We start from the raw sequence: 25,893 nt of genomic DNA, 5'->3' as shown, positions 1-25,893 counted from the left end.
GCGGCCGGATCCCTGATCCGGCCGCGGCGTTTCTAGTCGGCGGCTTTCAGCGACTTCTTCGGGTAAATATCATAGCGGCTGGACTTGCCCTCCAGCACATAGCCCGGTTTCACCCCTTCGATGACCGGTGCCTTGCGCGGGCGCTTGACCACCACCCGGTGGCTGGCGCGGGCCAGGGCCGCGGCGAGCAACGCCGGGGCGTCCAGGTCATCGCCCACCAGCGGGCGGAACAGGCGCATTTCCTTCTTCACCAGAGCGCTCTTGTCGCGATGGGGGAACATGGGATCCAGATAGATCACTTCGGGCACCTCGCCCTCCCCGCCCTGCAGATAGGCGGTGGAATCGGCCTGTACCAGGGTCATCAGGGCAACGATGCCGGCCGCCTCGGGGTCCCGCGCCGCGCGGGCCAGGCCGTCTTCGAGCAGGGCGGCGATGAGCGGCTGCCGCTCCACCAAGGTCACCGGACAGCCCAGCGTCGCCAGCACGAAGGCGTCGCGCCCCAGGCCGGCCGTGGCATCGAGGATCCGCGGGCGCACGCCCGGCCCGACCCCGACCGCCTTCGCGATCATCTGGCCCGCGCCGCCGCCGAACTTGCGTCTATGAGCCGCTGCGCCCTCGACGAAGTCCACCCGCACCGGACCTGGCGCATCCGGGCCGCGCTGGACCAGTTGCAGCCCCTGGGCGCCGAACTGCAAGGCGAAGTCCTCGCTCGTGGCGGTGCCCAGGGGCAAGCCCAGGCGCGCGGCCCAGGCAGCGGCAGCCTCCGTGTAAGCGGGTTCCAAGGCTTCGACGATAAGCGCGGGGCTGGCGGTGGACATGGGCGACTCGATGGCGGGAAGACCGGTCATTCTACCGGCAGACGCGGAAGCCACCCATGTCGACATGGAAATGATCGCGGTGCGCCGCGTTGTAGTCAGGTCCCAGGGTGGTGTTGAAGGCGCGGCAGGCGCCATCGCGTACCAGGCGCAGGAAGCGCTGCGCCTTGGGATCGCCCTTCCAGTCCCGCGCCACGCTGATCCGCCGGCCATCGGCCAGGCGCAGGCCGGCGATATCCAGGGCGTTGGCCGTGGCGTGCTGACTGCGCCTCCCGCTGGCCCGGCCATAGATGTTGCGGCAGGCGAAGCTGCCATAGTGCTCCAGCTCGGCCACCCGCTGGCCATAGACGGCTTCGGCGGCGGGTTGTAGCGCCTGCCGCTCGAAAAGCGCGAAGCTGACTGCCAGGGGGCAGCTGGCAAGGAAGCTGCCGCTGAGTCTTACGCCTTCGCCGCGCTGGACACGCACCGCCCGCTCCAGGGGACAGTCAGCCGAACCGGGATTACCGCGCAGCTCGCGATAGCTGAGCGCCGAGGTCGCCAGGGACGCCGCGCAATAGTCGGCATCGGCTTGCAGGCGCCATAGCTTGATCCGGGTGACGGGGTTGGTGGATGCCTGGATGTCCAGTGGCGCCCAGGGATTGTAGGCCGGCGGAATACGCAGCCAGCCCTGATCGAAGGCGGTGTGTAGACCGCCATAGAGCAGGATGACGAGACCGAGCAGGTGTCTGGCTTTCATGCGGCGCGCCGGAAAAGGTTCGCGAAGAGCGAGACTTCATCTGACCGGAGCGGACCACGGGAATGCCGGCGAAAACGTCGCCAAACGTATCGCGACGAAGGGCGCGGACTAGAGCAGGCCGAGTTGTTCGGTGTCGGCGGTGCTCAAGGCGGGCAACTCCGGCAGGCCGGGCAATCGTTCGCGCAGTTGGGCATGGAATCTCAGCGCCAGCTCGGGCGCCTGGCGATTGTCCGGGGTATGGAGAAAGACATAGGGCGCCTTGCCCGCCTCGATCCAGTCCGCTACCCGGGTGATCCACTTGGCCAGATAGTAGTCGTTGGCGGCCAGCTCCAGGCGGCCGATGAAGCGTACCTGGGGCTGCTCGCTGAATGCCAGGGCGCGCGCCGGTACTCGCGGCTTCTTGGCCTGGGCCAGGCGTACCGCCGGCTCACTCGGGTCGGCGCTGAACAGGGCGGCGGAATCCAGTCCAACGCGTTCCACGCCCAGCTCCATGAGCAGCCGGTTGAGGGCACGCTCGGTTTCGCCCTTGTCGAAGAAGGCCAGGTGTCGGACTTCGACGGCCAGGGCGCAGCGTGGGGCCATGGCCGAGAGAAAGACCCTCAGTTCATTGAGCCGGTCCGGACCGAAACCGGCCGGCAATTGCAGCCACAGCGGGCTGGCCCGCTCGCCCAGCGGCGCCAGCAGGTCGAGAAAGGTGCGGGCGCTGGAAAGCTGTACCCGCAGATCCTCGGCATGGCTGATGTCCCGGGGAAACTTGGCGCAGAAGCGAAAGCCGCTGGGCATCAGCTCGGCCCAGCGGCGGATGGTGTCCGCCGAGGGCCAGGCATAGAAGGTGGTATTGCCTTCTACGGCATTGAACACCTGGGCATAGCGCGGCAGAAAGTCACCTGGACGCAGGCCATGGTAGAGGCTTTCGCGCCAGGCGTTATCGTTCCAGGAAGGACAGCCGAGAAAGTACGGCAGCATCAGGCGTAGAGATCGAGGCCCACGACGCTGGAAGAGCCATCGGGCTCTGCGCCAAAGGCAGCAGTGCTGCCATAGCTGGCCAGGGCCTGCTGGGCGCGACCGGTGAGCTGGCTGGCGAAACGGCCTTCCCGTTCACTGAGCACCAGACCATTGGTATCGCCACGGCTGGTGTCGGTGGCAGCAGCCGCCTCGACCCGGCGCACAGGTACGACATTGGGTTGGGGATTGCCCGCCGCCTCCTTGGCGATGGCATTCTGCCGGGCGTCCTCGTCCCGCGCCACTTCACGTACGGGTGTAACCGCGCGCGAAGAACGATTCAGGGGGTAGGCGGAGGAGGAATAGCCGCTGTCGATGCGCATGGCAGGTCCCGAACGGATGACGCTACTCTAAGTAGGGTCGAAAACTATGACAATCAAGAGCCGGACGTCCGTCACGATGGGCGGACGAGCGGCGTTCAGATCTTAGACGTCTGACCATTACCCCCTGGTTCCTTGCCATCAGACCGACTGTTTAGGAGTGGCGACCCGGTCACGCAGATAGACGGGTTGCGCGGCCTCGGACTCCGCCGACACGGCTTCGCCGCGTTGCCAGCCAGCGGCGGCCAGCACCGCCAGATCCCATGCATGGGGCAGCAGAGTGGCATCCCTCTCGCCGAGCGGCACGGCCATGCGACCCTCGTAGCCCCAACCGGTCCCGGCGCCGAACCAGTCACCCGTGGCGTCCTCGGGCAGGGCGATGGCTTCGGGCGCCAGCACGGCTTCCACGCCTGCCAGGACCATGGCCTCGCCTTCCAGGCGGTAGCAACCCCAGTAGACCTCGTCCATGCGCGCATCGATGGCCGCGGCCACCTGGGTCACGCCCCGCTCGCGCCAGGCGCGCTGGGCGATGATCGCCAGATTCGACACCGGCAGCACCGGTCGGTCCAGCCCGAAGGCCAGGCCCTGCACCACGCCGATGGCGATCCGCACTCCGGTGAAGGCACCAGGACCACGACCGAAGGCGATGGCATCCACCTGCGACAGACTCATGCCGGTCTCGGCCAGCACCTCCTGCACCATGGGCAGTACCCGTTGGGCATGCAGACGTGGCGCGATCTCGTAGCGATGGATGATCTCGTCGCCCAGATGCAAGGCGACCGAACAGGCTTCGGTGGCGGTGTCGAGGGCGAGCAGGATGGACATGGGGGCGAATCCGCAACGATTAGGAGGGCTGCGCATTCTAGAGGAAGACGGGACCCAAGGGGACCCGCCCATCGCTCACGACACCAGGCCGGCGTCTTGAGCGGACCACCTGCGGGCGCAGGCGGTCGGAGTCGGGATCAGTTCAGGGCTTGCAGCACCTTGGCCGTGATGGCATCCACCGAACCCACGCCTTCGATGCGGCTGCATTTGGGCGTGCCCTGGGCGGCGCCCAGCTTCTGGTAGAACGCTACCAGTGGCTTGGTCTGGGAATGATAGAGCTCCAGGCGCTTGCGAATGGTGGCTTCGCGATCGTCTTCACGCTGTACCAGCGGCTCACCGGTCACATCGTCGGTGTCGGCGATCTTCGGCGGATTGTGCTGGACGTGATAGACGCGGCCCGAACCCGGGTGCACGCGGCGACCGGACAGCCGCTGGACGATTTCCTCGTCATCGACGGCGATCTCCAGCACGTGGTCGATCTTGACGCCTGCGGCTTCGAGCGCCTCGGCCTGGGGAATGGTGCGCGGGAAGCCGTCGAACAGGAAACCCTGGGCGCAGTCGGCTTCCAGGATGCGTTCGCTGATCAGGGCGATGATGATCTCGTCGGAGACCAGGCCGCCGTTGTCCATGATGTCCTTGACCTGCAGCCCCAGGGGCGTGCCGGCCTTGACCGCGGCACGCAGCATGTCGCCGGTGGAAACCTGCGGAATGCCGAATTTCTCAGTGATGAACCGGGCCTGAGTACCTTTGCCGGCACCGGGCGCTCCCAGCAGGATTACGCGCATCTGTTGCTCCTTAGAATGGTCTCGGACTGGCAGCCCGCGCAGGGCGCTGTCGCGATGATTGTTGTCGACGACACGAGACGGCCAAAGGGACCAACCATACACAGCGCCCCCTGGCCGCACAAGTTACCAAGCGTCGCAGGTGCCGGGCCCGTCCAGACGACCCCGGGCACCGGCAAAAGCGACAGTCTGTTCAACCGGTATTACGCAGTCCCGCGGCGATACCGGCCACGCTCACCAGCAGGGCCTGATCGAGCGCCGCCGGCTGGCTTTCGCCCGCCGCCCGCGCCCGGGCCAGCAACTCGATCTGCAGCAGGTGCAGCGGGTCGAGATAGGTGTTGCGCACGGCGATGAACACCAGGGTTTCCGGATGATGTTCGAGCAACTCCCCCTGCCCGGTCAGCCGTAATACCGCCACGCCCGCCTGGCGCAGCCGTTCGCGCAGCTGGCTGCCAAGCACCTGCAGGTCCGCCTCGACCAGACGCTCGTCATACAGCCGTGCCAGTTCGGCCTCGGCCTTGGCCAGCACCATCTCCAGCATGTCGATGCGGGTCTGGAAGAACGGCCAGCGCTCACGCATCTCGCGCAGCAGTGGCGACTCGCCCCGCCGCTCGGCCTCTTCCAGCGCAGCTTCCCAGCCGAGCCAGGCGGGCAGCATCAAGCGGGTCTGGGTCCAGGCGAAGATCCAGGGGATGGCCCTGAGGCTTTCCACCCCTCCCTCGCGGCGCTTGGCCGGCCGACTGCCCAGCGGCAGGCGGCCCAGCTCCTGTTCCGGCGTGGCCTGGCGGAAATAGGTGACGAAGTGCGGATCCTCGCGCACCACGCCGCGATAGGACTGCAAGCTGTCGCGGGCCAGGCGATCCATCTGCTCGCGCCAGGCCGGCTCCGGGGCTGGGGGCGGCAACAGCGTGGCCTCCAGCACGGCGCCCAGATAGAGCGCCAGATTCTGCTCGGCGATGGCCGGCTGGCCGAACTTGAAGCGGATCATCTCGCCCTGTTCGGTGGTGCGGAACCGCCCGGCAACCGAGCCCGGCGGCTGCGACAGGATGGCCGCATGGGCCGGACCGCCGCCCCGCCCCACGGTGCCGCCCCGGCCATGGAACAGCAGCAGTTCCACCTCGCGGCTGGCGCAGATCTCCACCAGTGCCTCCTGGGCGCGGTACTGGGCCCAGGCGGCCGTCAGAGTGCCGGCGTCCTTGGCCGAATCCGAATAGCCGATCATGACCTCCTGGGGTCCGGCCAGGCGCTCGCGATAGTCGGGCAGGTCCAGCAGGCTGGCGATGGCGGTGCCGGCGTGATCAAGGTCGTCGAGGGTCTCGAACAGGGGTACCACGCGCATCGGCTGGCGCACCCCGCATTCGCGCAGCAGCAGCTGCACGGCAAGCACGTCGGAGGCCGCGCCGGCCATGGAGATGACATAGGAGCCCAGGGCATCGGGCGGCGAGGCGGCAATGACGCGACAGGTGGCGAGCACCTCCTGGGTATCGGCGTCGAGCTCGGCGTCCTGGGGCAACAGCGGCCGCCGGCCACTCAGCTCCCCACGCAGGAAGTCCAGGCGCTGCTCCTCGCTCCAGGCGGCGTAGTCGCCCAGCTTCAGGTAGCGGCAGATGTCGGCCATGGCCGCGGCATGCCGCGCGGCGTCCTGCCGAATGTCCAGCCGGACCAGATAGAGCCCGAAGGTACGCGCCCGGCGCAGGGTGTCGAGCAGGGAGCCGTCGGCGATGACGCCCAGACCGCAGCGCTGCAGGGAGTCGTAGCACAGCTGCAGCGGGGCGATCAGCTCGGCGTTGTCGCTGAGGATGTGACGGGCGCCGGCATGGGGGTCGGTGATCGCATGGGCGGCCCAGCTGCGGGTGATCTGCAGGCGTTCGCGCAGCACCTTGAGCACCTTGCGATAGGGCTCGGGGTGATCACCGGCCTGTTCGCGCAGGGCCGGACTCGCCGCCTGCATGGACAGCTCGGCGGCCAGCCGGTCGACATCGCGCAGATAGAGATCCGCGGCCATCCAGCGCGCCAGCAGCAGTACCTCGCGGGTGATGGCGGCGGTGACATTGGGATTGCCGTCGCGGTCGCCGCCCATCCATGACGAGAAGCGTACCGGGGCGGCCGTCAGCGGCAGTCGTTGGCCGGTGCGTTCCTCCAGGCAGACATCCAGATTGCGCAGCAGATTGGGCACCGCCTGCCAGAGCGAATTCTCGATCACCGCGAAGCCCCACTTGGCTTCGTCCACCGGCGTCGGGCGCTGGCGACGAATCTCTTCGGTGTGCCAGGCCTCGGCGATCAGCCGGCGCAGCCGCGCCTCGATGGCGGCCACTTCGGCAGCGCTCAGGTCACGATGATCGAGGGCGGCCAGCTGAGCGCTGATCTCGTCGTATTTCTGGATCAGGGTGCGCCGGGAGACCTCGGTGGGGTGAGCAGTCAGCACCAGGTCGATGTCCAGCGCCGCCACGCGCTCGGCCAGCTCCTGGCCGGAATGACCGGCCGCGCTCAGCCGCTCCAGCAACTCGGGCAGTACCTGCTGCTCGAAGGGTGGCGGCTCGTCCTCGGTGCGCCGTCTGACCTTGTGGTATTCCTCGGCAATGTTGGCAAGGTTGAGAAAGTGGCTGAAGGCCCGCGCCACGGGCAGCAGTTCGTCTTCGGCCAGGGTATCCAGGGTATCGCCCAATTGACGGGCGCCTTCCGCGGACCCGCCACGGGCGGCCTTGGCGCCCTTGCGAATCCGCTCGATCTTGTCGAGAAAGGCTGCGCCATGCTGGTCGGCGATGGTCTGCCCCAGGAGCTCACCCAGCAACCGCACCTGCTCGCGCAGGCGAACGTCGATTTCCACCATCTCGTGCTCCTTGAAAGTACCGGTTCGGACCTCACGGCAACCGCTGCGGTCTAGCGCAGAGGACAGCACCCTACTGCCACGGTTGCAAGCCCCGGTTTTTTGCAGGGTGCCCAGCCGTGATCGGGCTGACCATCCGACCTTTGCCTAACCTTTCCGGAGATACCATGAAGATTCGCGAACTCGCTCACCAATGGGAGCAGCAGACCCCCGCATCCGGCGCGACCCGCAGCTACCGTCTCGACCTGGAGCTGGAGACCGCTGCCCGTCTCGAAGCCCTGTGCGAGCTCTACCCCCAGCGCACCCCCGAAGCGCTGCTCAGCGAATTGCTGGCGGCGGCGTTCGAGGAACTCGAAGCCAGCTTTCCCTACGTCAAGGGGGACGAGGTGGTCGCCACGGACGAACTGGGTGACCCCCTGTACGCGGACGCCGGGACGACGCCGCGCTTCCTCGAACTGGCGCGCAAGCACCTGCATCGGCTGCAGACGAAAGACGGCGTCTAGACGCCGACCTGCAGCTTTACCTACGGCGCTACCGCTCTGCCAAGCACTTCGGCGTCGGCGAAATTCGATAGCCAGTGAACATTCTTGGCGGATGAGCGGTCACAGGATCAGACCGCAGCGCTGGACGAGGGCTGGTTACCAGCGCCCACTACGGCCCCCAAAAAGGACCGGGCAGGGCTTTCTTCCACTTGCGGCTTTTACTGACAAGGCACCCGCCCTGCCCGTGGCGGCGGCGTGCTTTTAGGATCAACAACGGAGCTTGAATCCATGAAGAGTGCCACTGCCCAAAAGTCCCTGTCCAAAGCCTGCACCCTGAAACTGGCAGCCCTCGCGCTGGGCAGCTCGCTGTTGCTGGCCGGTTGCGCCGGCAACCCGCCGACCGCGCAGATGGCCGTGACCCAGTCCGCCGTCAACGAAGCCGTCAGCTCCGGTGGCAACCAGTTCGCCCCCATCGAGACCAAGTCGGCCCAGGACAAGTGGGCGCAGGCCCAGACCGCGCTCTCCAACGAGAAGTACGACGAAGCCAAGCAGCTGGCCGAACAGGCCGAGTGGGATGCCCGCCTGGCCACCCGCAAGACCCAGGCCGCCAAGGCCGACGCTGCACTCAAGGATGCCCAGAACAGCATCCAGCAGATCCGTGAGGAAGGTCAGATCAACCTGCAGCTCCAGCAGAACCTGCAGAAGAAGGTCCAGCAGTAAGCGACCGCCCCTTTCCTCCCTTCACGAATTCAAAGGACGACCATCATGCGTAAACACATTCTGATCCCTGCCGTGTCGCTGCTCAGCCTGGCCCTGGCCGCGTGCTCCACGCCGCCCAACCCCAACCTGGAACAGGCAAAGTCCGACTATTCCGCGCTGGAGTCCCAGCCCCAGGCCGCCCAGCTGGCCGCCCTGGAGACCAAGGACGCCGGTACCTGGCTGCAGAAGGCCGAGAAGGCCTACAAGGACGGTGAAAACGAGAAGACCGTCGACCAGCTGGCCTACCTGACCAACCAGCGCATCCAGACGGCCATGCAGACCATCAAGCTGCGCATGACCGAAGCCCAGATGCAGAACGTCGACGCCGAGCGCACCCAGGCCCGCCTGGATGCCCGTACCGCCCAGCTCAAGCAACTGCAGGATGCCCTGCAGGCCAAGCAGACCGAGCGCGGCACCGTGGTGACCTTCGGCAATGTGCTGTTCGACTTCAACAAGGCCGAACTCAAGCCCCAAGGCTATGCCAATGCCCAGAAGCTGGCCGAGTACCTGAAGCAGAATCCCGAGCGCAAGGTGATCGTCGAGGGTTACACCGACAGCGTCGGCAGCGACTCCTACAACCAGCAGCTGTCCGAGCGTCGCGCCCAGGCCATCCAGACCGCGCTGATCAGCGCCGGTGTCGAGCCGAGCCGCATCCAGACCCGCGGCTATGGCAAGGCCTTCCCGGTGGCCAGCAACAGCAACGCCTCCGACCGCGCGCTGAATCGTCGCGTGGAAGTGACCATCTCCAACGACGCCAACCCGGTCGCCCCGCGCATGTAATCTCTGCGTAGGACGACAAGACCCCGCCTAGGCGGGGTCTTTTTTTGTCCGCAGTTCCTGCTAGCGGCGCTTGCCACCCAGCAGGGACCCGAGCAGACCGCGCACCAGCTGGCGACCCAGCTGATTCGCCGCCTGCCGGGCCGCGCTCCTGATCGCCTGGCCAGCCAGTTCGCCTACCAGATCGCCCAGCGCACCACCCTGCCCTTTTGGCGCCGTCTCGACCACAGGTGCCTCTGCGGGCAGGCGCTCGGCCTGACGGTCGCGCAGGATCTCATAGGCCGACTGGCGGTCCACCGGCCGGTCGTAGCGCCCCGCCTGGGGCGACTGACGAATCAGTGCCTGGCGCTCGGCTTCGCCCAGCGGACCGACCCGTGACTGTGGCGGCGCGATGGCCACCCGCTGGACCACCGCGGGAGTGCCCTTGTCTTCCAGGCTGCCCACCAGGGCCTCGCCGATGCCAAGTTCGGTCAGCACCTGCAGGCTATCGAAGGCCGGATTGGGCCGGAAGCCGTCCGCCACCGCACGCAGGGCCTTCTGCTCCCGGGCGGTGAAGGCGCGCAGGCCATGCTGGATGCGCAGCCCCAGCTGGGCCAGGATGGCGTCCGGCAGATCGGCAGGCGACTGAGTGACGAAATAGACGCCGACGCCCTTGGAACGGATCAGCCGCACCACCTGCTCCAGGCGCTCGCGCAAGGCTTTGGGCGTATCACCAAACAGCAGGTGCGCTTCGTCGAAGAACAGCGCCAGTACCGGCTTTTCGGCATCGCCGCGCTCAGGCAGTTGCTCGAAGAGCTCGGCCAGCAGCCAGATCAGAAAGGTGGCATAGACCTTGGGTGCCTCGTGCACCATCCGGGTGGCGTCGAGCAAGTGGATACGCCCACGGCCATCGGCCTCGGGGCGCAGTACGTCTTCCAGTTGCAGCGCCGGTTCGCCGAAGAAGGCCTCGGCGCCCTGCTGCTCCAGGGTCGCCAGGCGCCGCAACAACGCCTGGGCCGAAGCGCCAGTGAACAGGGCGCGGTCTTCGCCAAGGATTTCGGGCTGTTCGCGCAAGTGATTGAGGACTGCCTTGAGATCCTTGAGGTCGAGCAGCAGCAGGCCTTCACGATCGGCTACCTTGAAGGCGGCGTGCAAGGCGGCTTGCTGGCTGTCGGTCAGTTCCAGCAGATTGCCCAGCAGCAGCGGCCCCATCTCGCTCAGGGTAGTGCGCAGCGGATGGCCGCGCAGGCCATCGATGTCCCAGAGCGTGACCGGATAGGCCTGGGACTGATGCGGTAGCCCCTGGACAGCGATGCGCTCGGCCAGCTTGCCCTGGGGCGTGCCGGCTGCACCCAGGCCGCAGAGATCGCCCTTGATGTCGGCGGCGAACACGGCGACGCCCGCCTCGCTGAAGGCTTCGGCGAGGCGCTGCAGGGTCACGGTCTTGCCGGTACCCGTGGCCCCGGCGATGAGGCCATGGCGATTGGCCAGCTTGAGAGGATGACCGAGGGGTTGGCCATCGGGCCGGGTACCAATGATCAGCTGAGGCGTCGAGGACATGGCGCAGCTCCGTAACGGTTCTGCGCCCAGCTTAACCCGAGTGCCGGCAATGGTCAGGTGCGGTTGCGGATGCGCTCGACGATGGCGGTGGTGGAACTGTTCTCCACCAGACCGAGGATGCGCACCTCACCGCCGTAGCCCTGCACGATCTGGGCACCGACCACCTCTTCCACGCTCTTGTAGTCGCCACCCTTGACCAGGACATCCGGTCGTACCTGTTCGAGCAGGCGCTCCGGGGTGTTCTCGCTGAAGGGGATGACCCAATCCACCGCGCCCAGACCGGCCAGCACGGCCATGCGGCGGTCGACGCTGTTGATCGGCCGACCCGGTCCCTTGAGGCGGGTGACCGAGGCGTCGTCGTTGACCGCCACGATCAGCCGATCGCCCTGGGCACGCGCCTGTTCCAGATAGGTCACGTGACCGGCATGAAGGATGTCGAAGCAGCCGTTGGTGAAGACGATGTTCTCGCCGTGGGCGCGGGCATCCTCAATGGCCAGTTGCAGCTGTTCCAGGGTCAGGACACCGCGCTCGGAGCCTTCCGAGCGCTGCACCGCACGCCGCAGCTCGGGGGCGCTGATGGCGGCGGTACCCAACTTGCCTACCACGATGCCGGCGGCCAGGTTGGCCAGGGCCACAGCCTGGGGCAGCTCCTCGCCGGCCGCCAGGGCGGCGGCCAGGGTGGAGATCACGGTATCGCCAGCGCCGGTGACATCGAACACTTCGCGAGCGCGGGCCGGCAGGTGCAGTGCCGCCTGGCCGGGACGCAGCAGGGTCATGCCATGCTCGCCACGGGTCACCAGCAAGGCGCCCAGATCCAGGCGCGCCATTAGCTCATTACCCTTGGCGACCAGCTCGGCGTCATCGGCGCAGACGCCGACGATGGCCTCGAATTCGGACAGATTCGGCGTGATCAGGCTGGCGCCGCGATAGATGGAAAAGTCCTTGCCCTTGGGATCGGCCAGCACCGGGATATTGCGCGCCCTGGCCAGCTGGATCAGCGCCTGATGGTTCTTCAGCGCGCCCTTGCCATAGTCGGACAGCACCAGCACCTTCACCCCGGCCAGCATGGCGGCGGTGTCCGAGGCCAGCGCCTGGGCATCGGTGTCGAAGGGCTCTTCGAAGTCGACGCGGATCAGCTGCTGATGGCGACTCATGATGCGCAGCTTGACAATGGTCGGCTGCTGGGCGATGCGCTGGAAACGCACCTGCACATGGGCGGCTCTCAGGCTGTCGGTGAGGGCGTCGGCGGCCTCGTCCTGGCCGGTGACGCCAACCAGATAGGCTGGCGCGCCCAGGGCAGCGATATTGAGGGCGACGTTGGCCGCGCCACCGGGACGATCCTCGTGCTGGTCGACGCGCACCACGGGTACCGGCGCCTCGGGAGAGATCCGCGAGGTGGTGCCGTGCCAATAGCGGTCGAGCATCACGTCACCGACCACCAGGACCGGCGCGAGATCGAAGCGAGGCATGGTCAGCTTCATAGGGACAGGCTCCAAAGCGCGAAAATGGCGGCGATCATAGCATAGGGGCCAAGGCGCCCCGGAAGCGCCTGCCAGTGGGGACGCCGGGCGCTCAAGGCGTGCGGCGGCTGATCCAGAACAGCTCGTGACGGCGCACGGCCTTGCGGAAGAACTCGTCTTCGCCGGTACGCGGCCAGCGGCGCCCGGCCAGCAGCCACTGGATGGCGCGGCGCAGCCGTTTCTTGACCGGCAGCGGCACCAGCAGGTCGTGCTGCATGCCCAGGGCCATGGCCTTGTCCAGCCGCCGTTCGGGCGTCAGCAATGGACTCCAGGGTACCAGCGGCGTGGGCGTTTCGATGGCCGGCGGCAGGGCAATGCCGCCCTCGGCCGGGCCCATGGGCCAACGATCGTTGTCGTGCAGGTGGTTGGCGTAGAGCAGTTCGAACTCGGGCTGCCAGTCGCTCGCGCTCATGGCTTCGCGTAGGGCCTGGGTGCTGGCCACGTGATCGGCATGGGGATCGATCTCCGGATGCGGCAGCACCACCACCTCGGGGCGGAAGTGCTCCAGCAGGGCCACCAGATCCGCCACCAGATTGGGCCAGGTCGGGGCGCCATCGGCATCCCCAGGCAGTTTCAGGGCGTTATGGCCACGAGCGCTGCGAACATCGCTGTCACCGGACTCGCGGGAGCCGAAGGCGGCATCCGGCGCCTGACGCATGGCCGGCAGTTGCAGGCAGTAGTAGCCCAGCTGGACGCAACGCTCCGGCGGCACCCCGCCCCACAGTGGGGTGGCCAGGCTGTCCCAGGTGCGTAGCCGGCCCTTGAGCCGGGCGGCTGCCTGACGGTCGAGGCCCAGGCGCTGGTAGTGCTCGGCCTCGATCTCGCCCTGGGTCAGGGTGACGATGCTGGCTTCCCGTGCCTGGCTGTAGAGCCCGAAGGCGGCCAGCTCAGCGTCGTCGGCGTGGGGCGCGATGACCATCACCCGCCTGGTGCTGAAATCCGGCTGGGCGAAGACGTGCAGACGCAGCTCGCCTTGCAGGCGACAGAAGCAGGTCCAGAGGTGCAAGTCGCCACGGCGCAGGGCCTCGGCGTAACCGCTGAGATTGACATAGCGACGTCCGGCCACGCCGCGCTCGAAGTCCTGACGGTCGCTATCGTCGCCCGCCCGCAGCCGCACCTGGGGATCCAGCAGTCGGCCGAGCCAGCCGGCACGCAGGCGGCATTCCATGAAAAGCGTCAGCTCGCCCGGCGGCAACTCCACTGCCGCCAGCCGGCCCTGTTGCAGAAGGAGGCCCAGCACCAGGGTATCGGCGGGGAACTGGTAGCTGTAGTTGTCGCGCGGCGAATAGAAGAGGTGATCGGCGAACCAGGCCTCGTGGCCGAGCCAGACCAGCAGCGCCAGCAGCGGCGCGCTCCACCAGGGCCCCAGCAGCAGACAGCCGAGCAGCACCCCGACGATGACCAGCAGGGCCAGCCGCTTGTGCCGGCGATGACGTTTGAGCAAGGCTTGTTTGCGGGCGCTCATCTCAGCTCTCGAAGACGGTGACGCGGTGGCACCAGCGATCCTTGTAATCGCGGTCGGCACGGCCGAAGGAGTAGCGTAGCGCCTTGCCCAGGGTCCGGGCATCCTGCCAGGCGGCCTGGGTGTTCAGATAGGTGAGGACACTACCGGGACTGAGGTCGCTGCTGCTGGGATCGACGCCGCCGTTGACGTACTCGACGCTTATCCATTCGGGCGCTTCCACCCGATAGAGCACCTGGATGGCCACGGGGCGCTCGCCGAGCATGAGCACCGAACCGGTCATGAATTCGCGCAGCAGGGCGAACACCTCGGCAAGGCGCTCCTTGCCCGGCACCTCGAAGCCCCAGCGCGCCTCGAACAGCTCTGCATAGATCCGCGCCTGCTCGGTGCTATCCAGTTCGGCCATGGGTATGGCGCGGCCGCCAGCATCTTCAAAGAGCCGCTGCTCGCGACGCTGGTTGTAACGGAATTTCTTCGACCAGGCTTCCGGCTCGCGGAGTATGGCCAGCTCTTCGCTCTGCCGCCGCAGACCGGCGAAGCGCTCGTCGCACAGCGGCGACAGGTAGCAGGCGCGCTGGCGCAGGGGGGCAGCAGCGCCCGCAGCGGCAGGCAGGATGATCTCGGCGTTGCCCAGGTCGAACAGGGCGCGCTGGCGGCGTTTCTTCAGCACGGTGCGCGAGAGCGCCAGTTCGCGCCCCCAACAGGGCACCGCGGCCTGCCAGCCATCCTCGCCGGGCCAGCCCAGGTAACGCACTGGAATCCCGGCCAGCTCGGCCAGGCGCGCGATGATCTCGGGGTGAGTCGCGACACTGCCGCCATGGCGCTGCCAGGTGGCGGCGTAGTCGGCGGCGGAAATCGTCGTCCAGCCGCGTTCGCGCCAGAAACGGAATCTATTCAGCATGGGACGCGGGCGCCGCAGGGGCGACTTCCTCGAATTGCTTGGCGTGCAGGCGCGCGTAGTAGCCATTGAGCGCCAACAGCTCGTGGTGGCTACCGCGCTCGACGATGCGGCCGTTGTCCATGACCAGGATCAGGTCGGCCTTCTCGATGGTCGAGAGGCGGTGGGCGATCACCAGGGTGGTGCGGCCCTGCATGACCCGGTCCAGCGCCGCCTGGATGTGGCGCTCGGATTCGGTATCCAGCGCCGAGGTGGCCTCGTCGAGGATCAGGAGCGGTGCATTCTTCAGCAGCGCCCGGGCGATGGCCAGACGCTGGCGCTGACCGCCGGACAGCAGCACGCCGTTCTCGCCGACTTGGGTATCGTATTGCTGCGGCAGGCGCTGGATGAATTCGTCGGCATAGGCCGCCTCGGACGCCGCCTTGACCTGGTCCATGGGCGCCCCGGCCAGGTCGCCATAGGCGATGTTGTTGGTGACGCTGTCGTTGAACAGGGTGACATGCTGGGTCACCAGGGCGATGTGCCGGCGCAGGTTGTTCAGTCGATAGTCCTGGATCTCCAGGCCGTCGAGGAGGATTTCGCCCTCTTCATGCTGATAGAAGCGCGGAATGAGATTGGCAAGGGTCGATTTGCCACTGCCCGAGCGGCCCACCAGGGCCACCATCTGCCCAGGCTCGGCGGCGAAGTCGATCCCTTCCAGTACGGGCTTGTCGGTGCCCGGGTAACGGAAGGTCAGGTTGCGTACTTCCAGGCGACCCTGGACGCGCTCGCGCTCTTCGCGGCCATCGTCACGCTCGGCGGGCTCGTCGAGCTGTTCGAAGATGCTTTCCGCACCGGCCACGCCGCGCTGGATGGTGGAGCTGACCTCGGAGAGCTGGCGGATCGGCTTGGGCAAGAGGCCGGCCATGGTGATATAGGCCACCAGGTCACCGGCGGAGGCATCGCCGCGCAGCCAGAGCACCAGGAACATCAGCACCGCCATGGCCGAGTAGATCACCAGCTGCAGCATGGGCGTATAGACCGCGCCGGTCTTGGTCATGGTCAGCTGCTTGTCGGTGTTGGCCATGCTGGAATCGAGGAAGCGCTGCTGCTCGTAGGTCTCGCCGCCAAAGCTGCGCACCACCCGATAGCCCTGGATGGCCTCGGAGGTGATGTGGGTGACGTCACCCATGGCTGACTGGATCTTGCTGCTCTGCTTGCGGAACTTGCGGCTGGCGCTGGTCACCATCAGGGCGATCAGCGGCAGGATGGCGACCATCACCAGGGTCAGCTTCCAGTTCATCCACAGCAGGGATGCGAACAGGAAGATCACGGTCATGCCCTCGCGGATCACCACCTTGATCGCCTCGGTGGCGGCGCCGGTGACCATGGTGACGTTGAAGGTGATGCGCGAGATCAGGTGGCCCGAGTTGTTGGCGTCGAAATAGCGATTGGGCAGACGCAGCATGTGGTTGAACAGCGCCACCCGCAGGTCGTGCACCAGGCCGAGGGAGACCCGCGCCAGGAAGTAGTTGCCGAGAAAGGAACCGATACCCTGCCAGGCGGCGATCAGGATGATCATCAGCGGCACCGCTTGTACCAGGTGCAGGCCACCGACGATGGGCCAGCCCGGAAACATGGAGGCGTTGGGATTGTTCAGGCCATCGACGAAGTACTTGAGGATGCCGGCCAGCATCGGCTGGGTGGAGGCGAAGATCAGAAAGCCGACGATACTCAGGGCGAACATGCCGATGTAGGGCCGCACGTAGCCGAGCAGGCGGAAATAGATCTTCAGGCTGGAAGTCTGTGCAGGGGAGTCTTGGCTCATGGTCTCGTCGTGACGCAAAAGCGCCATGTTAACACGCACCCGCCGCCGACCCAGCGGCCGGATTTTCCGCTAGGCTTGCCCTCCCCTGCTCCGGAACGTCCGTCATGCAACCGCTCATCGCCACCTTTGCCGAACTCAAGGACCATTGGCGCGTGGAGGTGCTCGAGGCGCCCGGCAAGCCAATCCGGATCAAGCGCTTGCTGCGGCGCGTGGCGGCGAAAGAGAGCCCGAGCTTTCTTTTCTGGTATCGCCTGGCGCAATTTCTCTACTGCCGCCCACGCGGCCTGCTCAACTACCGCAAGCTGGCCGAGCGGATCAATCGCCGGCTGATCCGCCAGCACAATATCGAGATCCTGCTGGGCGCGCGCATCGCGCCGGGACTGCGCCTCCCCCACCGCATGGGCATCTGTGTCTCCAATCTGGCCGTGATCGGGCGCAACGTGATGATCCGTCAGCACACCACCATAGGCATCAAGAGCGACGATCCGGCGCGGCTGGTGGGCATCTTCATCGGTGACAACGTCAGCCTTGGCGCCCACGTCTGCATCGTTGGCGACCACCTGACCATCGGCGACAACGTGGTGGTTGGCGCCGGTGCCCTGGTCATGCGCGACATCCCCGCCGACAGCCTCTACTACAGTCGCCACGAGGCGGTGATCCGTCCGCTACCCGGCGCTACGCCCGGGGATGACGGCCTCTGAAGACGGTCTGCAGCATCCGCGGCAGGACGCCATACAGATAGGGACGGTTGCCCAGCAACTGCCGCCCGAGGTAGCGCAGCACCTTGCCGCGAGAGGCGCCCTTGTAGTGCAGCCGCAGCAGCAGGGCGACGTAGAACTTCTCGATGTCGCGAAAGCGCCGCTGGGCCGGGGTTTCCGCTTCCAGTTCGGATAGCGAATGATCCAGTATGCCGGCACACAGCAAGTCGACGGACGCTTCCCGGGCCAGTGCCTGGACCCTCAGGAAAAAGGAGACGTCGACCCCATAGAGGGCAAAGCGCTCGTCGAAGACATCGCCATGGCGAGCAGCGATACGCGCGGCCAACCCCTGGGACAGGCACAAGCCAGAGCTGATGGTGACGGTGGCCCGAGGATCCAGGGGCCCCTCCTCGGTCACCACCGTCTTGAACTGGTGAGGATAGCGAATGGCCCCCGCCCCCAGCACCAGGGGCACCAGCAACTCGGCTTCCCGTCCAAGCGCCTGCAGATAGCGCTCGTCCACCACGGTGTCCTGATCGAAGACCACCAGGCGTTTCGCGTCCAGCCGCAGCGCCTCGTTGTACACCCGACTCAGGGGCGGATTGCCGAGGTCTTCCCGGATGAGCACCTCCGCCCAGCCCGGTGCGGCCAGCAGCCACTGGCGTTCCGTCTCCTCCAGGGCCTGGGGCCCGTTGTTCCAGACCAACAGGGCACTGTCGGCCGGCAGGCTGGCGACGGGCTGCGCCAGCAGACTGTTCAGCGTGGCCGATTCCTTCGGGCGCAAACCATAGAGGACGACGAGAAAGAGCGTTCGCATGCAGAAAATCCTGAGAGGGCGTCGGCCTAGCCGCGCACCCGCTTGCGCAAGTAGTCGAGAGCCGCGCTGGCTTCGTCGGCCAGATGCGGACGCGGCAGATCGTTGGGCCAGATGCCTTCGGCGAAGGCCTGGCGATCACCACCGCCGAGACGCTCGCTGAGCGCCCTCTCCCACCAGACGTGACGACAGGCGCGGGCATAGCTGTCCTGGGGCGCCAGACAGCCATAGAGCAACTTGCGCCCCAGGCTCGCGCGCTGCTTGTCCAGTCCGGCCAGCTGCCACTTCACCCGCAGACGCGTCCAGACATCGGGCAGCGGCTTGGTCAGGGGCACCTCCTGCCAATGGCGTTCAAGCTCTGGCGAATAGTCTTCGCCATAGCGCTCGAAGAAGTGCGCCAGCATGAAGTGCAGAAAGCGCTTTTCCGCGTAGTAGTGCCGAATGGGTCCCCGGGCCTCGCTGATGGACAGATCGGCCAGGCTGAACGACAGGGCGATCTGCTCCAGGGTATGGACCTCGTCGTCGTGCCCATGCCAGTCGTCGATCAGGGCGATCGCCCGCTCGACCCGCGGCAGATGGACCCGCGCCAGGCCGCAGACGCCGCTATTGTAGAGCCGCGTCTCATCCGCCGGCTCCTGCCCGCGCTCGGCCAGCGCGGCGGCGAAACGGACGAATTCGGGACGGACACGAGCCTTGCGCCAGGACCATTCCTCGAGGTCCATCATTCCGCGATGGCTATCGATGCTGTCGAACAGGGACGCCAGTGGTGCCTGAACCACGGTATCGCTATCCAGAAACAGCGTCTTGTCGGCCTCGGGCAGTGCCCAGGCGATGGCGCAGGCCTTGCTACGGTGCAGATAGCCGTGCTGCCCCTGCCACGCCTTCAAGGTCAGGCTGTCGACCGGCAGCACGTCCACCGGCCAGGCGCGATAATCCTGCGGTCGATCGGTCAGGATGCGGATGGCGATGTCCTGCCCTTGTCGCCAGTGCAGGGCACTGAGCAGGCTGAACTTGAGCTCCTGCCGATAAGCCTGAGCACCGCCGTAGACGAAATACAGGAGTTGACGTGTGGGGCGCATGTAAAGCTGCCGGCAAAAATCTGATTCTAGCAACAAGCGCCCGGATAGGTCGCAAGGGTCACTTCACAGCTTGCCACCTTCGGGTAACATGCACGCCCTGACGTTGACGGGTCCTGCATGAAGCCTCTCGAACATTCGCGCTATCTCGAACTGCGCGACGCCGCCCAGGTAGTGGAAGCCGATCATCACGGCGACAAGGTCCTGCGCCTTACCGATGGCAGCTACCTCAAGCTCTTTCGTCGCAAGCGACTGCTGACTTCGGCAGCGCTGTTTCCCTACGCCCAGCGCTTCGCCGACAACGCCCGTCAGCTGGCCGAGCGCGGCATTCCCTGTCCACGGGTGCTGCAGGTCTATCGTGCCGCCTCGCTGCAGCGCGATCTGGTCCACTATGCGCCGCTACCCGGTGAAACCCTGCGCCAATTGCGCGCTTCAAGCCAGGCCGCGGCGCTGCGCCCGGCGCTGGGTCGCTTTATCGCTGGGTTGCACGACAGCGGTGTTTACTTCCGCTCGCTGCACTTGGGCAACGTGGTGCTGACCCCCGAAGGCGAACTAGGCCTGATCGACATTGCCGATCTGCGCTGCCACAGCCGGCGCCTGCCGCTGCGCCTGCGGGTACGCAACTTCCATCACCTGCTGCGCTACAGCGAGGACCGCGACTGGCTGTTCGAACCCGGCCGCGAACCCTTCCTGCGGGCCTATGCCGAGGCCTGCCGCCAGCCCCTGGACTGGCGCGAACTCGACCGTCAGCTCCAGGACTAGACCGGCAGCGCCTGTCCCAGCGCCAGTTTGCGCCGACGCTGCACCTCGGCGCCGGCAATCATGGCGGCGGGCAACAGCACCAGCGGCCAGAGTTCGTCCGGATTGCCGATCAGCTTGGCCCCGTCGAAGTTGAGCATCAGCAGAGCCACGGCCAGATAGAGTCCCCAGGGATCGCGCTGGCGCAGGGCCGCGCCCAGGGTAGCCAGCATCAGCACGGCAAAGATCAGCAGCGAGACCAGGCCGGTGTAGATGCCAAAGGACACGAAGATGTTGTGCGGGTGCTGAATGGCCTCGGTGCCATGCAGCAGATCGTGACTCTGATAGCCCAGACCGCAGCCGAGCCACCAGCCGCAAGCCTCCCAATCCTTGATCATGAAGTGGAACAGCTCGATGCGCCCGGAATCCGCCCGTCCCCAGAAGGCGACGAACCAGGCTTCGGTATGGACCACCTGGACCACCCCGGCGATCAGGGCGCTGACTAGGACGACCAGGGCAAGGGTACGCAGTGGAAAGCGTGGAAAGGCGAAGAGCACGCCCAACGCGGCGAGAAAGCCGATCCCGACCAGGCCGGTACGGGTCTGCAGGGCGAAGGAGATGCCAACGATGGTGATCACTACCGCGGCCAGCAGTTCGCCCCAGCGCCGCTCACGAATCCAGGTAGGCGCCGCGAGTCCACCCAGGCAGACCATCCAGATACTCACATAGATGGGGTTGGAGATCCGCCCGGGGAGGTGGATGACCCGCTGGCCGACGGCATAGTGGCCGGTGAGCCAGAAGACCAGACTCGAACCCACGGCATAGGCGCAGACCACCCAGAAGGCCAGACGCACGAACCCCGGCCGGCGAAAGAAGTCACCATCGACCAGGCAGGCCAGGGTGAGGACAAACAACAGCACATAGAGAATGTGCTTGAAAAACTGCCCTTCCTCGGCGCGGGCGCCCGGCACGATGAACCAGGCGAGAAACACCAGCCAGAGCAGCAGCAAGGGTGATTGCCAGTCGATCAGCCGCGGCCGCATGACGAAGAGGATCAGCGCCGGCAGGGCGATCGCCGCGTAGTAGTAGCTGTTGATCAACTTCGCCGTGGGAATGCACAGATAGGCGATCAGGAACACCAGCACCGCCAGGGTGAAGTAGCGGCTCTGCTGCAGACGATCGAGCAAGGGTGTCACCACAACAGGGCTCCCAGGAGTGCGCCGACCAGGAAGGCCAGCGCCAGTTTGATACGGTCCAGCCGACGGCGACGCTGCTTGTCGTCCAGATCCTTGTCGCTGACCACGTGCTGGCCGAAGCCGGTATGCAGCACGGCATCGTTTTCCAGGATCAGGGCGTGGCGATTGGCGTCGGCATAGCGCCGGGACAATTCCTTCTCACCGCTCAACTCGCCATAGGGGGCATGCAGCAGATAATCGGCACGCCGCCGCAGTCCGGGATTGAAGGAGAAGCCCTGCCATTCGGCCTTGTGCGAGCCGACCTCATGGAAGGCGATGCCGGCATGCACCTGCCGGGGCTTGAGGTAGACATAGGGGCTGTGGATCGCCAGGTCATGGGCATGGCTGCGCAGCCAGACCTGCAACGCCTGGGGATCGGCCTCCAGCAGCGCCTGGGAATCCTCGATGAAACGGGGGCGATAGAAAGCCCAGTCGTCTTCGCAATGAAAGATCCAGCTCGTTTCGACGCGTTGATAGGCTGCGTCGACGCTGCGCATCTGCCCGAGTTTGGGGTTGTTGACGATGAACTCGGTATGCTCGCGCCAGTGCGCCGGGATGCAGTCGCGCACCCGCTCGTCACCGGAGTCCTCGGTGATGAAGACCCGGCGGATGGGGGCCGTGTTGAATTCATCGAAGGTTGCCAGCGTCTGCGTGAGCAGGTCGAAGCGCCCGCAACTGGTGACGACCAGGGAAATATCGCTGTCGGCGGAAAACTGCACGTTCTACCCTTTCTGCCAGGTGAGTCGAAAGCCGGACCTTGCGCGGCGCATCAGCGTCCCAGCCTGGCCAGCAGGCGGCGCAGGAACCCCGGGGCGACTGCCGGTCGCAGCGCTGGGGTTATAGCCGAAACCACTCGCTCACCCAAGTGGCCGAAGGCGAAAGAGTGACGTGCCAGGGCCTCTCCGGCCTTGGCGATGGCCGCCGCGTGCGCTGGATCCCTGCGCAGCCTTGCGAGTTTTTCGCGCAACTCGTCCAGCGAGCGATAGAGCACCACGTTGACGCCATCCTCGAACTTCAGCGCGCGATTCTCTTCTTCGCCCTGATCAAAGGTGAAGAGCACGCAACCGCAGGCCATGGCCTCGAAGTTCTTGATCATGTATTCGCCCATGCCGACATCGGCGCCGACAAAGAAGCGAATGCGATTGAGCGTCTGCAGGTATTCATCGCCCGAGCGGGTCTTGGTGATCAGTAGCGGCTCGACCTTGGCCAAATCTTCCAGCAGCTGCTTGCGCCCGCTGTAGGCCACGCTGCCCAGGCTGCCGACGAAGCCCAGTTCGATGTCACGTTCGAGCCCGAGGTCGCGCAGGCGGCTGTCGTCGTAGCCCTTGGGCACGAAGACGGCATCCACTCCCTCCTCCCGCAATCGGCGCGCCACGCCGGCGCCGGAGACCAGCACGCGCACGTGGGGCATGGCCTGGTAGTAGCGGCTGAATTTGCCGGTGTACTTGCAGGGAATGAAATTCTGGTAGGCGTCGTGCTCCAGCTCCACCAGATTGGGCAGGCTGCGGATGAACGAGACCTGCTTGAGCTGTTTCTTGAATCTGAGAAACAGCAGGATGCGATCGTATTGCTCGGGCCGGGGCACGGCACGGCGGAAATAGCCGCGCAGATCGGCCTGTTCCTCGTCGCTCAGCCAGCGCAGATCGCAATCGCACTGGGTGGCGATGCTGGCATAGAAGTGGTCCAGCAGGATGCGTTGCTCCTTCTGGACCAGGAACAGGACTTTCACGGCGCCGGGGCCTTGAAGGCGGCGACCATGGGCAAACGCCAGAAGTCGCGGCGCACGGCCTCATCGGAGAAGCGCTCGGCCAGGCGCTCGCGCATGTGCTGTACACAGGCGCGTCGCTGGCTCGGCGCCAGCCGACCCAGATGCTGCAGGCCCTGACCGAGGGCTTCGGCGTCCCCCAGGGGGAAGAGGAAGCCGACGCCTTCGACGATCTCGCGGGCGCCGCCGCAGGAGGTGGCGATCAGCGGCACGCCGGCGGCCATGGCTTCCAGCAGGACCATGCCAAAGGGCTCGTGATCAGAGCTCAGGGCGAAGACATCGAAGGCCTTGAAATACCGCCGTGCGCCTTCCACCTGGCCCAGGAAGACCACCCGATCGGCAATGGCCAGTTCGCGAGCGAGGTCCTTGAGGTCGTCTTCCAGGCGGCCTTTACCGAGAATGGCCAGCAGGGCGTTGGCCGGAAGGGTCGGCAGGGCGGCGGCGAAGCCGCGCAGCAGCGTGGCCTGGTCCTTGTCCGGGTGCAGGCGGCCGACGTTGCCGACGATCCAGGCCTCCTGGGGCAGCTTGAGCTCGGCGCGGGCCTGATCGGCCGGCAACAGCTCACGCTCCACCGCCTCGACATCCAGGCGGTTGTAGAGGGTCTCGATACGCTCGGCCGGCCAGTCCTTGAGGCGCTGGCGGATCTCGTCGCGCACCGCATCGGAGACTGCCAGGAGCGTCAGGCGCTTGCTCATCAGCTTGGCGAACAGCCGGCGACCGACTCGGTCGTAGTCGCCAAAGGCGTGGTGGACGCCGATCACTGGCAGATTGGTGGCCAGGCAGGCGATCCAGATCGGCTTGAAGCGATGGGCGATGACGAAGCGGATGCCCCGCGAGCGGACGATCTCGCGCAGCGCCTGGATGGCGCCGAGCTTGAGGCCACGCACGTCGCGCGAGGAATACTCCAGGAACAGCACCTCGTCGCTGCCGCAGCCGGCGGCCACCTCGGCATCGGCGGTGCCGGTGAGAAAGACCGTGGTGACGCGATAGCCGCTGCCCGCGAAGAGGCTGGCGGTCTGGCGGGCGCAGTCGAGAAAGGGACCGTCGTAGCCATGACAGAACTGCAGCACTCGCGGTTCGGCGGAACGCGTCATAGGCCGGCCCCCTCCTTGATCACCAGGACATCTTCCATGATCAGGTACTGCAGATCCGAGCCGAAGAACATGTTCAGGGCGTCGGTAGGCGAGCAGACCATGGGTTCGCCGCGGCGGTTGAGCGAGGTATTGAGGGATACGCCGTTGCCGGTGAGCTTTTCCAGCTCGACCATGAGGTCGTACCAGCGCGGATTATGGCGGCGCTCCAGCACCTGGGCGCGGGAGGTACCGTCTTCGTGGACCACCTCGGGCACCCGGTTCTTCCACTCCTCGTTGACCTCGAAGGTAAAGGTCATGAAGGGCGAAGGGTGATCGACCTTGAGCATCTGCGGCGCCACGGTATCGAGCATGGACGGGCAGAACGGGCGCCAGCGCTCGCGGAACTTGATCTGGGCGTTGATGCGGTCGGCCACGCCCGGCACGCTGGGGCAACCGATGATGGAGCGACCGCCGAGGGCACGCGGCCCGAACTCCAGGCGCCCCTGGAACCAGGCCACCGGATTGCCGGCCACCATGATCTCGGCGATGCGCTGGGGCATGTTCTCGATCCGCTCCCACTTGGGCGCCTTGGGGTGACGAGCGCAGGCGGCGATGACGTCTTCGTTGCTGTAGCCAGGGCCGAGATAGACGTGCTCCATCTTCTCCACCGGCACGCCACGGGCGTGGGAGACGTAGGCCGCGGCGCCAACGGCGGTACCGGCATCGCCCGACGCGGGCTGGACGAACAGTTCCTTGACCTCGGGACGGGCGATGATCTTCTGGTTGAGCTTGACGTTGAGCGCGCAGCCGCCAGCGAAGGCGATCTTGCCGGTTTCGCGGATGATGTCGCCCAGGTAGTAGTCCATCATCTCCAGCGCCAGGCGTTCGAACAGCGCCTGCATGCTGGCGGCGTAATGGATGTAGGGATCGTCGGCGATGTCGCCTTCGCGCTTGGGCCCCAGCCACTCGATGAGCTTGGGCGAGAAGTAGTAGCCCTTGCCCTTTTCCTTGTAGCGACGGAAGCCGATGACGTTGGCGTAGTCGGTGTTGATGATCAGCTCGCCGTTCTCGAATTTTGCCAGGCGCGAGAAATCGTACTTGCTGGCGTCGCCATAGGGCGCCATGCCCATGACCTTGAATTCGCCGTCGAGCATCTCGAAGCCGAGGAATTCGGTGAGGGCGCCATAGAGGCCGCCCAGGGAGTCCGGATCGTAGAACTCTTTGATCTTGTGGATCTTGCCGTTCTCGCCGTAGCCGAAGAAGGTGGTGGCGTACTCGCCCTTGCCGTCGATGCCGAGGATGGCGGTCTTCTCGCTGAAACCCGAGCAGTGATAGGCACTGGACGCGTGGGCCAGGTGGTGCTCGACGGCCTCCAGCTTGACCTTCTTCAGGTCGAAGCCCAGTTGCACCAGGCACCACTCGATGCGCTTCTGGTAGCGGTGGTAGCGGCGATTGCCGAACAGGATGGCGTCCAGGGCACGATCCGGGGCATAGGCGTAGCGCTTGGCGTAGTGCCAACGGGCTTCACCGAAGAGGCTGATGGGCGCATAGGGGATGGCCACCACGTCGACATCCGCGGGGATGATCCCGGCCTGCTCCAGGCAGAACTTGGCCGACTCGTAGGGCATGCGATTCTTGGCATGCTTGTCGCGCACGAAGCGTTCTTCTTCCACCGCGGCGATCAGCTTACCGTCGATGTAGAGCGCGGCGGAGGGATCGTGGCTGAGGGCGCCGGACAGGCCAAGGACGGTCAGGGACACAGGTAAAGCCTCTGTACAGGGCGAAGCCAGGGGAGTTCGCCGGGGTTTCGCGAGGCCGCTGCAGGCCCGCCTCGCCTCAAAAACGGCGAATTATAGCCGTTCAGGCAGGCCACGGGTAATGGCCGCACGCCGGACCGGGGCTTAGCGCACGGCGATTCAGCCTCGGTACAGATGACGGTACGC

Annotated in this window: 24 protein-coding genes; 5 read left to right on the top strand and 19 right to left on the bottom strand. The window is 66.1% G+C overall.

The genetic code is table 11. From position 1 onward, the window contains the following. Positions 1 to 32 precede the first annotated feature (32 nt). The 7 genes from ACWPW1_RS05100 to ppc form a co-directional block, all read right to left on the bottom strand. Positions 33 to 818: a class I SAM-dependent methyltransferase gene (locus ACWPW1_RS05100; protein WP_454252482.1), complete on the bottom strand. Its 786-nt coding sequence runs from the start codon at positions 816 to 818 to the stop codon at positions 33 to 35. Positions 819 to 849: 31 nt separating this feature from the next. Continuing rightward, a complete protein-coding gene (locus ACWPW1_RS05095) occupies positions 850 to 1,551 on the bottom strand; it encodes an extensin-like domain-containing protein (protein ID WP_454252481.1) in 702 nt (233 codons plus the stop codon). Between the two features lie 108 nt (positions 1,552 to 1,659). Beyond that, a complete protein-coding gene (locus tag ACWPW1_RS05090) occupies positions 1,660 to 2,517 on the bottom strand; it encodes a DUF72 domain-containing protein (protein WP_271654000.1) in 858 nt (285 codons plus the stop codon). Further along, positions 2,517 to 2,876, bottom strand: a complete 360-nt coding sequence (locus ACWPW1_RS05085; RefSeq protein WP_323149313.1) for a hypothetical protein — start codon at positions 2,874 to 2,876, stop codon at positions 2,517 to 2,519. Before ACWPW1_RS05085 ends, ACWPW1_RS05090 begins: the two co-directional genes overlap by 1 nt. 138 nt (positions 2,877 to 3,014) lie before the next feature. Continuing rightward, a complete protein-coding gene (gene tsaB / locus ACWPW1_RS05080; RefSeq protein ID WP_454252480.1) occupies positions 3,015 to 3,698 on the bottom strand; it encodes a tRNA (adenosine(37)-N6)-threonylcarbamoyltransferase complex dimerization subunit type 1 TsaB in 684 nt (227 codons plus the stop codon). Positions 3,699 to 3,835: 137 nt separating this feature from the next. Continuing rightward, a complete protein-coding gene (adk, locus tag ACWPW1_RS05075; protein WP_059313731.1) occupies positions 3,836 to 4,483 on the bottom strand; it encodes an adenylate kinase in 648 nt (215 codons plus the stop codon). 190 nt (positions 4,484 to 4,673) lie between these two features. Then, positions 4,674 to 7,310, bottom strand: a complete 2,637-nt coding sequence (gene ppc / locus ACWPW1_RS05070) for a phosphoenolpyruvate carboxylase (protein WP_271653997.1) — start codon at positions 7,308 to 7,310, stop codon at positions 4,674 to 4,676. Positions 7,311 to 7,474: 164 nt separating this feature from the next. On the opposite strand from ppc, the gene ACWPW1_RS05065 reads away from it, so the two are divergent. The 3 genes from ACWPW1_RS05065 (at position 7,475) to ACWPW1_RS05055 (ending at position 9,328) form a co-directional block, all read left to right on the top strand. Further along, on the top strand, positions 7,475 to 7,810 hold the full coding sequence (locus ACWPW1_RS05065; RefSeq protein ID WP_323149310.1) for a pilin assembly protein: 336 nt from the start codon (positions 7,475 to 7,477) through the stop codon (positions 7,808 to 7,810). A gap of 267 nt (positions 7,811 to 8,077) precedes the next feature. Next, positions 8,078 to 8,509, top strand: coding sequence for a DUF4398 domain-containing protein (locus ACWPW1_RS05060; RefSeq protein ID WP_454252479.1), 432 nt, complete (start codon positions 8,078 to 8,080; stop codon positions 8,507 to 8,509). 45 nt (positions 8,510 to 8,554) lie between these two features. Further along, a complete protein-coding gene (locus tag ACWPW1_RS05055; RefSeq protein WP_454252478.1) occupies positions 8,555 to 9,328 on the top strand; it encodes an OmpA family protein in 774 nt (257 codons plus the stop codon). Positions 9,329 to 9,388: 60 nt separating this feature from the next. Here the strand turns inward: ACWPW1_RS05055 and ACWPW1_RS05050 are convergent, their stop codons facing one another. The 5 genes from ACWPW1_RS05050 to msbA all read right to left on the bottom strand — a co-directional run bounded on the left by ACWPW1_RS05050 (position 9,389) and on the right by msbA (position 16,551). Next, positions 9,389 to 10,864 (bottom strand): helicase HerA-like domain-containing protein, encoded by a 1,476-nt coding sequence (locus ACWPW1_RS05050; protein WP_454252477.1) that lies wholly within the window; start codon positions 10,862 to 10,864, stop codon positions 9,389 to 9,391. A 53-nt stretch (positions 10,865 to 10,917) separates the two neighbouring features. After that, positions 10,918 to 12,345: a bifunctional D-glycero-beta-D-manno-heptose-7-phosphate kinase/D-glycero-beta-D-manno-heptose 1-phosphate adenylyltransferase HldE gene (hldE, locus tag ACWPW1_RS05045; protein WP_271653995.1), complete on the bottom strand. Its 1,428-nt coding sequence runs from the start codon at positions 12,343 to 12,345 to the stop codon at positions 10,918 to 10,920. A gap of 91 nt (positions 12,346 to 12,436) precedes the next feature. Then, positions 12,437 to 13,849, bottom strand: a complete 1,413-nt coding sequence (locus tag ACWPW1_RS05040) for a PIG-L deacetylase family protein (RefSeq protein ID WP_454252476.1) — start codon at positions 13,847 to 13,849, stop codon at positions 12,437 to 12,439. Between the two features lies 1 nt (position 13,850). Continuing rightward, positions 13,851 to 14,747 carry a GNAT family N-acetyltransferase gene (locus ACWPW1_RS05035; protein WP_454252475.1) on the bottom strand — a complete coding sequence of 299 codons (897 nt, stop codon included), beginning with the start codon at positions 14,745 to 14,747 and terminating at the stop codon, positions 13,851 to 13,853. Beyond that, complete coding sequence (gene msbA / locus ACWPW1_RS05030) at positions 14,737 to 16,551, bottom strand: lipid A export permease/ATP-binding protein MsbA (protein WP_454252474.1); 1,815 nt, start codon at positions 16,549 to 16,551, stop codon at positions 14,737 to 14,739. The genes ACWPW1_RS05035 and msbA overlap by 11 nt, the downstream gene beginning before the upstream one ends. Positions 16,552 to 16,655: 104 nt before the next feature. Here msbA and ACWPW1_RS05025 point away from each other — a divergent pair, with 104 nt between their 5' ends. Then, positions 16,656 to 17,252 (top strand): serine acetyltransferase, encoded by a 597-nt coding sequence (locus ACWPW1_RS05025; protein ID WP_434775856.1) that lies wholly within the window; start codon positions 16,656 to 16,658, stop codon positions 17,250 to 17,252. On the opposite strand, the gene ACWPW1_RS05020 is transcribed toward ACWPW1_RS05025, so the two are convergent. Both ACWPW1_RS05020 and ACWPW1_RS05015 read right to left on the bottom strand, forming a co-directional pair. Further along, positions 17,227 to 18,066 (bottom strand): hypothetical protein, encoded by an 840-nt coding sequence (locus ACWPW1_RS05020; protein WP_454252473.1) that lies wholly within the window; start codon positions 18,064 to 18,066, stop codon positions 17,227 to 17,229. The genes ACWPW1_RS05025 and ACWPW1_RS05020 overlap by 26 nt on opposite strands. A 26-nt stretch (positions 18,067 to 18,092) precedes the next feature. Beyond that, on the bottom strand, positions 18,093 to 19,142 hold the full coding sequence (locus ACWPW1_RS05015) for a hypothetical protein (RefSeq protein WP_454252472.1): 1,050 nt from the start codon (positions 19,140 to 19,142) through the stop codon (positions 18,093 to 18,095). 117 nt (positions 19,143 to 19,259) lie between these two features. Here ACWPW1_RS05015 and ACWPW1_RS05010 point away from each other — a divergent pair, with 117 nt between their 5' ends. Then, positions 19,260 to 19,901 carry a lipopolysaccharide kinase InaA family protein gene (locus ACWPW1_RS05010; protein WP_434775853.1) on the top strand — a complete coding sequence of 214 codons (642 nt, stop codon included), beginning with the start codon at positions 19,260 to 19,262 and terminating at the stop codon, positions 19,899 to 19,901. On the opposite strand, the gene ACWPW1_RS05005 is transcribed toward ACWPW1_RS05010, so the two are convergent. The 5 genes from ACWPW1_RS05005 to ACWPW1_RS04985 are packed head-to-tail and all read right to left on the bottom strand — an operon-like array spanning position 19,898 to position 25,710. Beyond that, entirely contained in the window at positions 19,898 to 21,064 is a 1,167-nt protein-coding gene (locus tag ACWPW1_RS05005; RefSeq protein WP_313647434.1) for an O-antigen ligase domain-containing protein, read from the bottom strand. The genes ACWPW1_RS05010 and ACWPW1_RS05005 overlap by 4 nt on opposite strands. Positions 21,065 to 21,069: 5 nt before the next feature. Then, positions 21,070 to 21,831: a glycosyltransferase family 2 protein gene (locus ACWPW1_RS05000; RefSeq protein WP_313647435.1), complete on the bottom strand. Its 762-nt coding sequence runs from the start codon at positions 21,829 to 21,831 to the stop codon at positions 21,070 to 21,072. A 50-nt stretch (positions 21,832 to 21,881) separates the two neighbouring features. Then, on the bottom strand, positions 21,882 to 22,841 hold the full coding sequence (locus tag ACWPW1_RS04995; RefSeq protein ID WP_454252471.1) for a glycosyltransferase family protein: 960 nt from the start codon (positions 22,839 to 22,841) through the stop codon (positions 21,882 to 21,884). Next, positions 22,838 to 23,971 carry a glycosyltransferase gene (locus ACWPW1_RS04990; RefSeq protein WP_059313721.1) on the bottom strand — a complete coding sequence of 378 codons (1,134 nt, stop codon included), beginning with the start codon at positions 23,969 to 23,971 and terminating at the stop codon, positions 22,838 to 22,840. Before ACWPW1_RS04990 ends, ACWPW1_RS04995 begins: the two co-directional genes overlap by 4 nt. Next, positions 23,968 to 25,710 (bottom strand): carbamoyltransferase family protein, encoded by a 1,743-nt coding sequence (locus ACWPW1_RS04985; RefSeq protein ID WP_454252470.1) that lies wholly within the window; start codon positions 25,708 to 25,710, stop codon positions 23,968 to 23,970. Before ACWPW1_RS04985 ends, ACWPW1_RS04990 begins: the two co-directional genes overlap by 4 nt. Positions 25,711 to 25,893: the final 183 nt, after the last annotated feature.

This window comes from Pseudomonas sp. Marseille-Q7302 (assembly GCF_965111925.1).
Note: the sequence above shows the minus strand (reverse complement) of the source record. Positions and strands in the feature narration are given on the sequence as shown.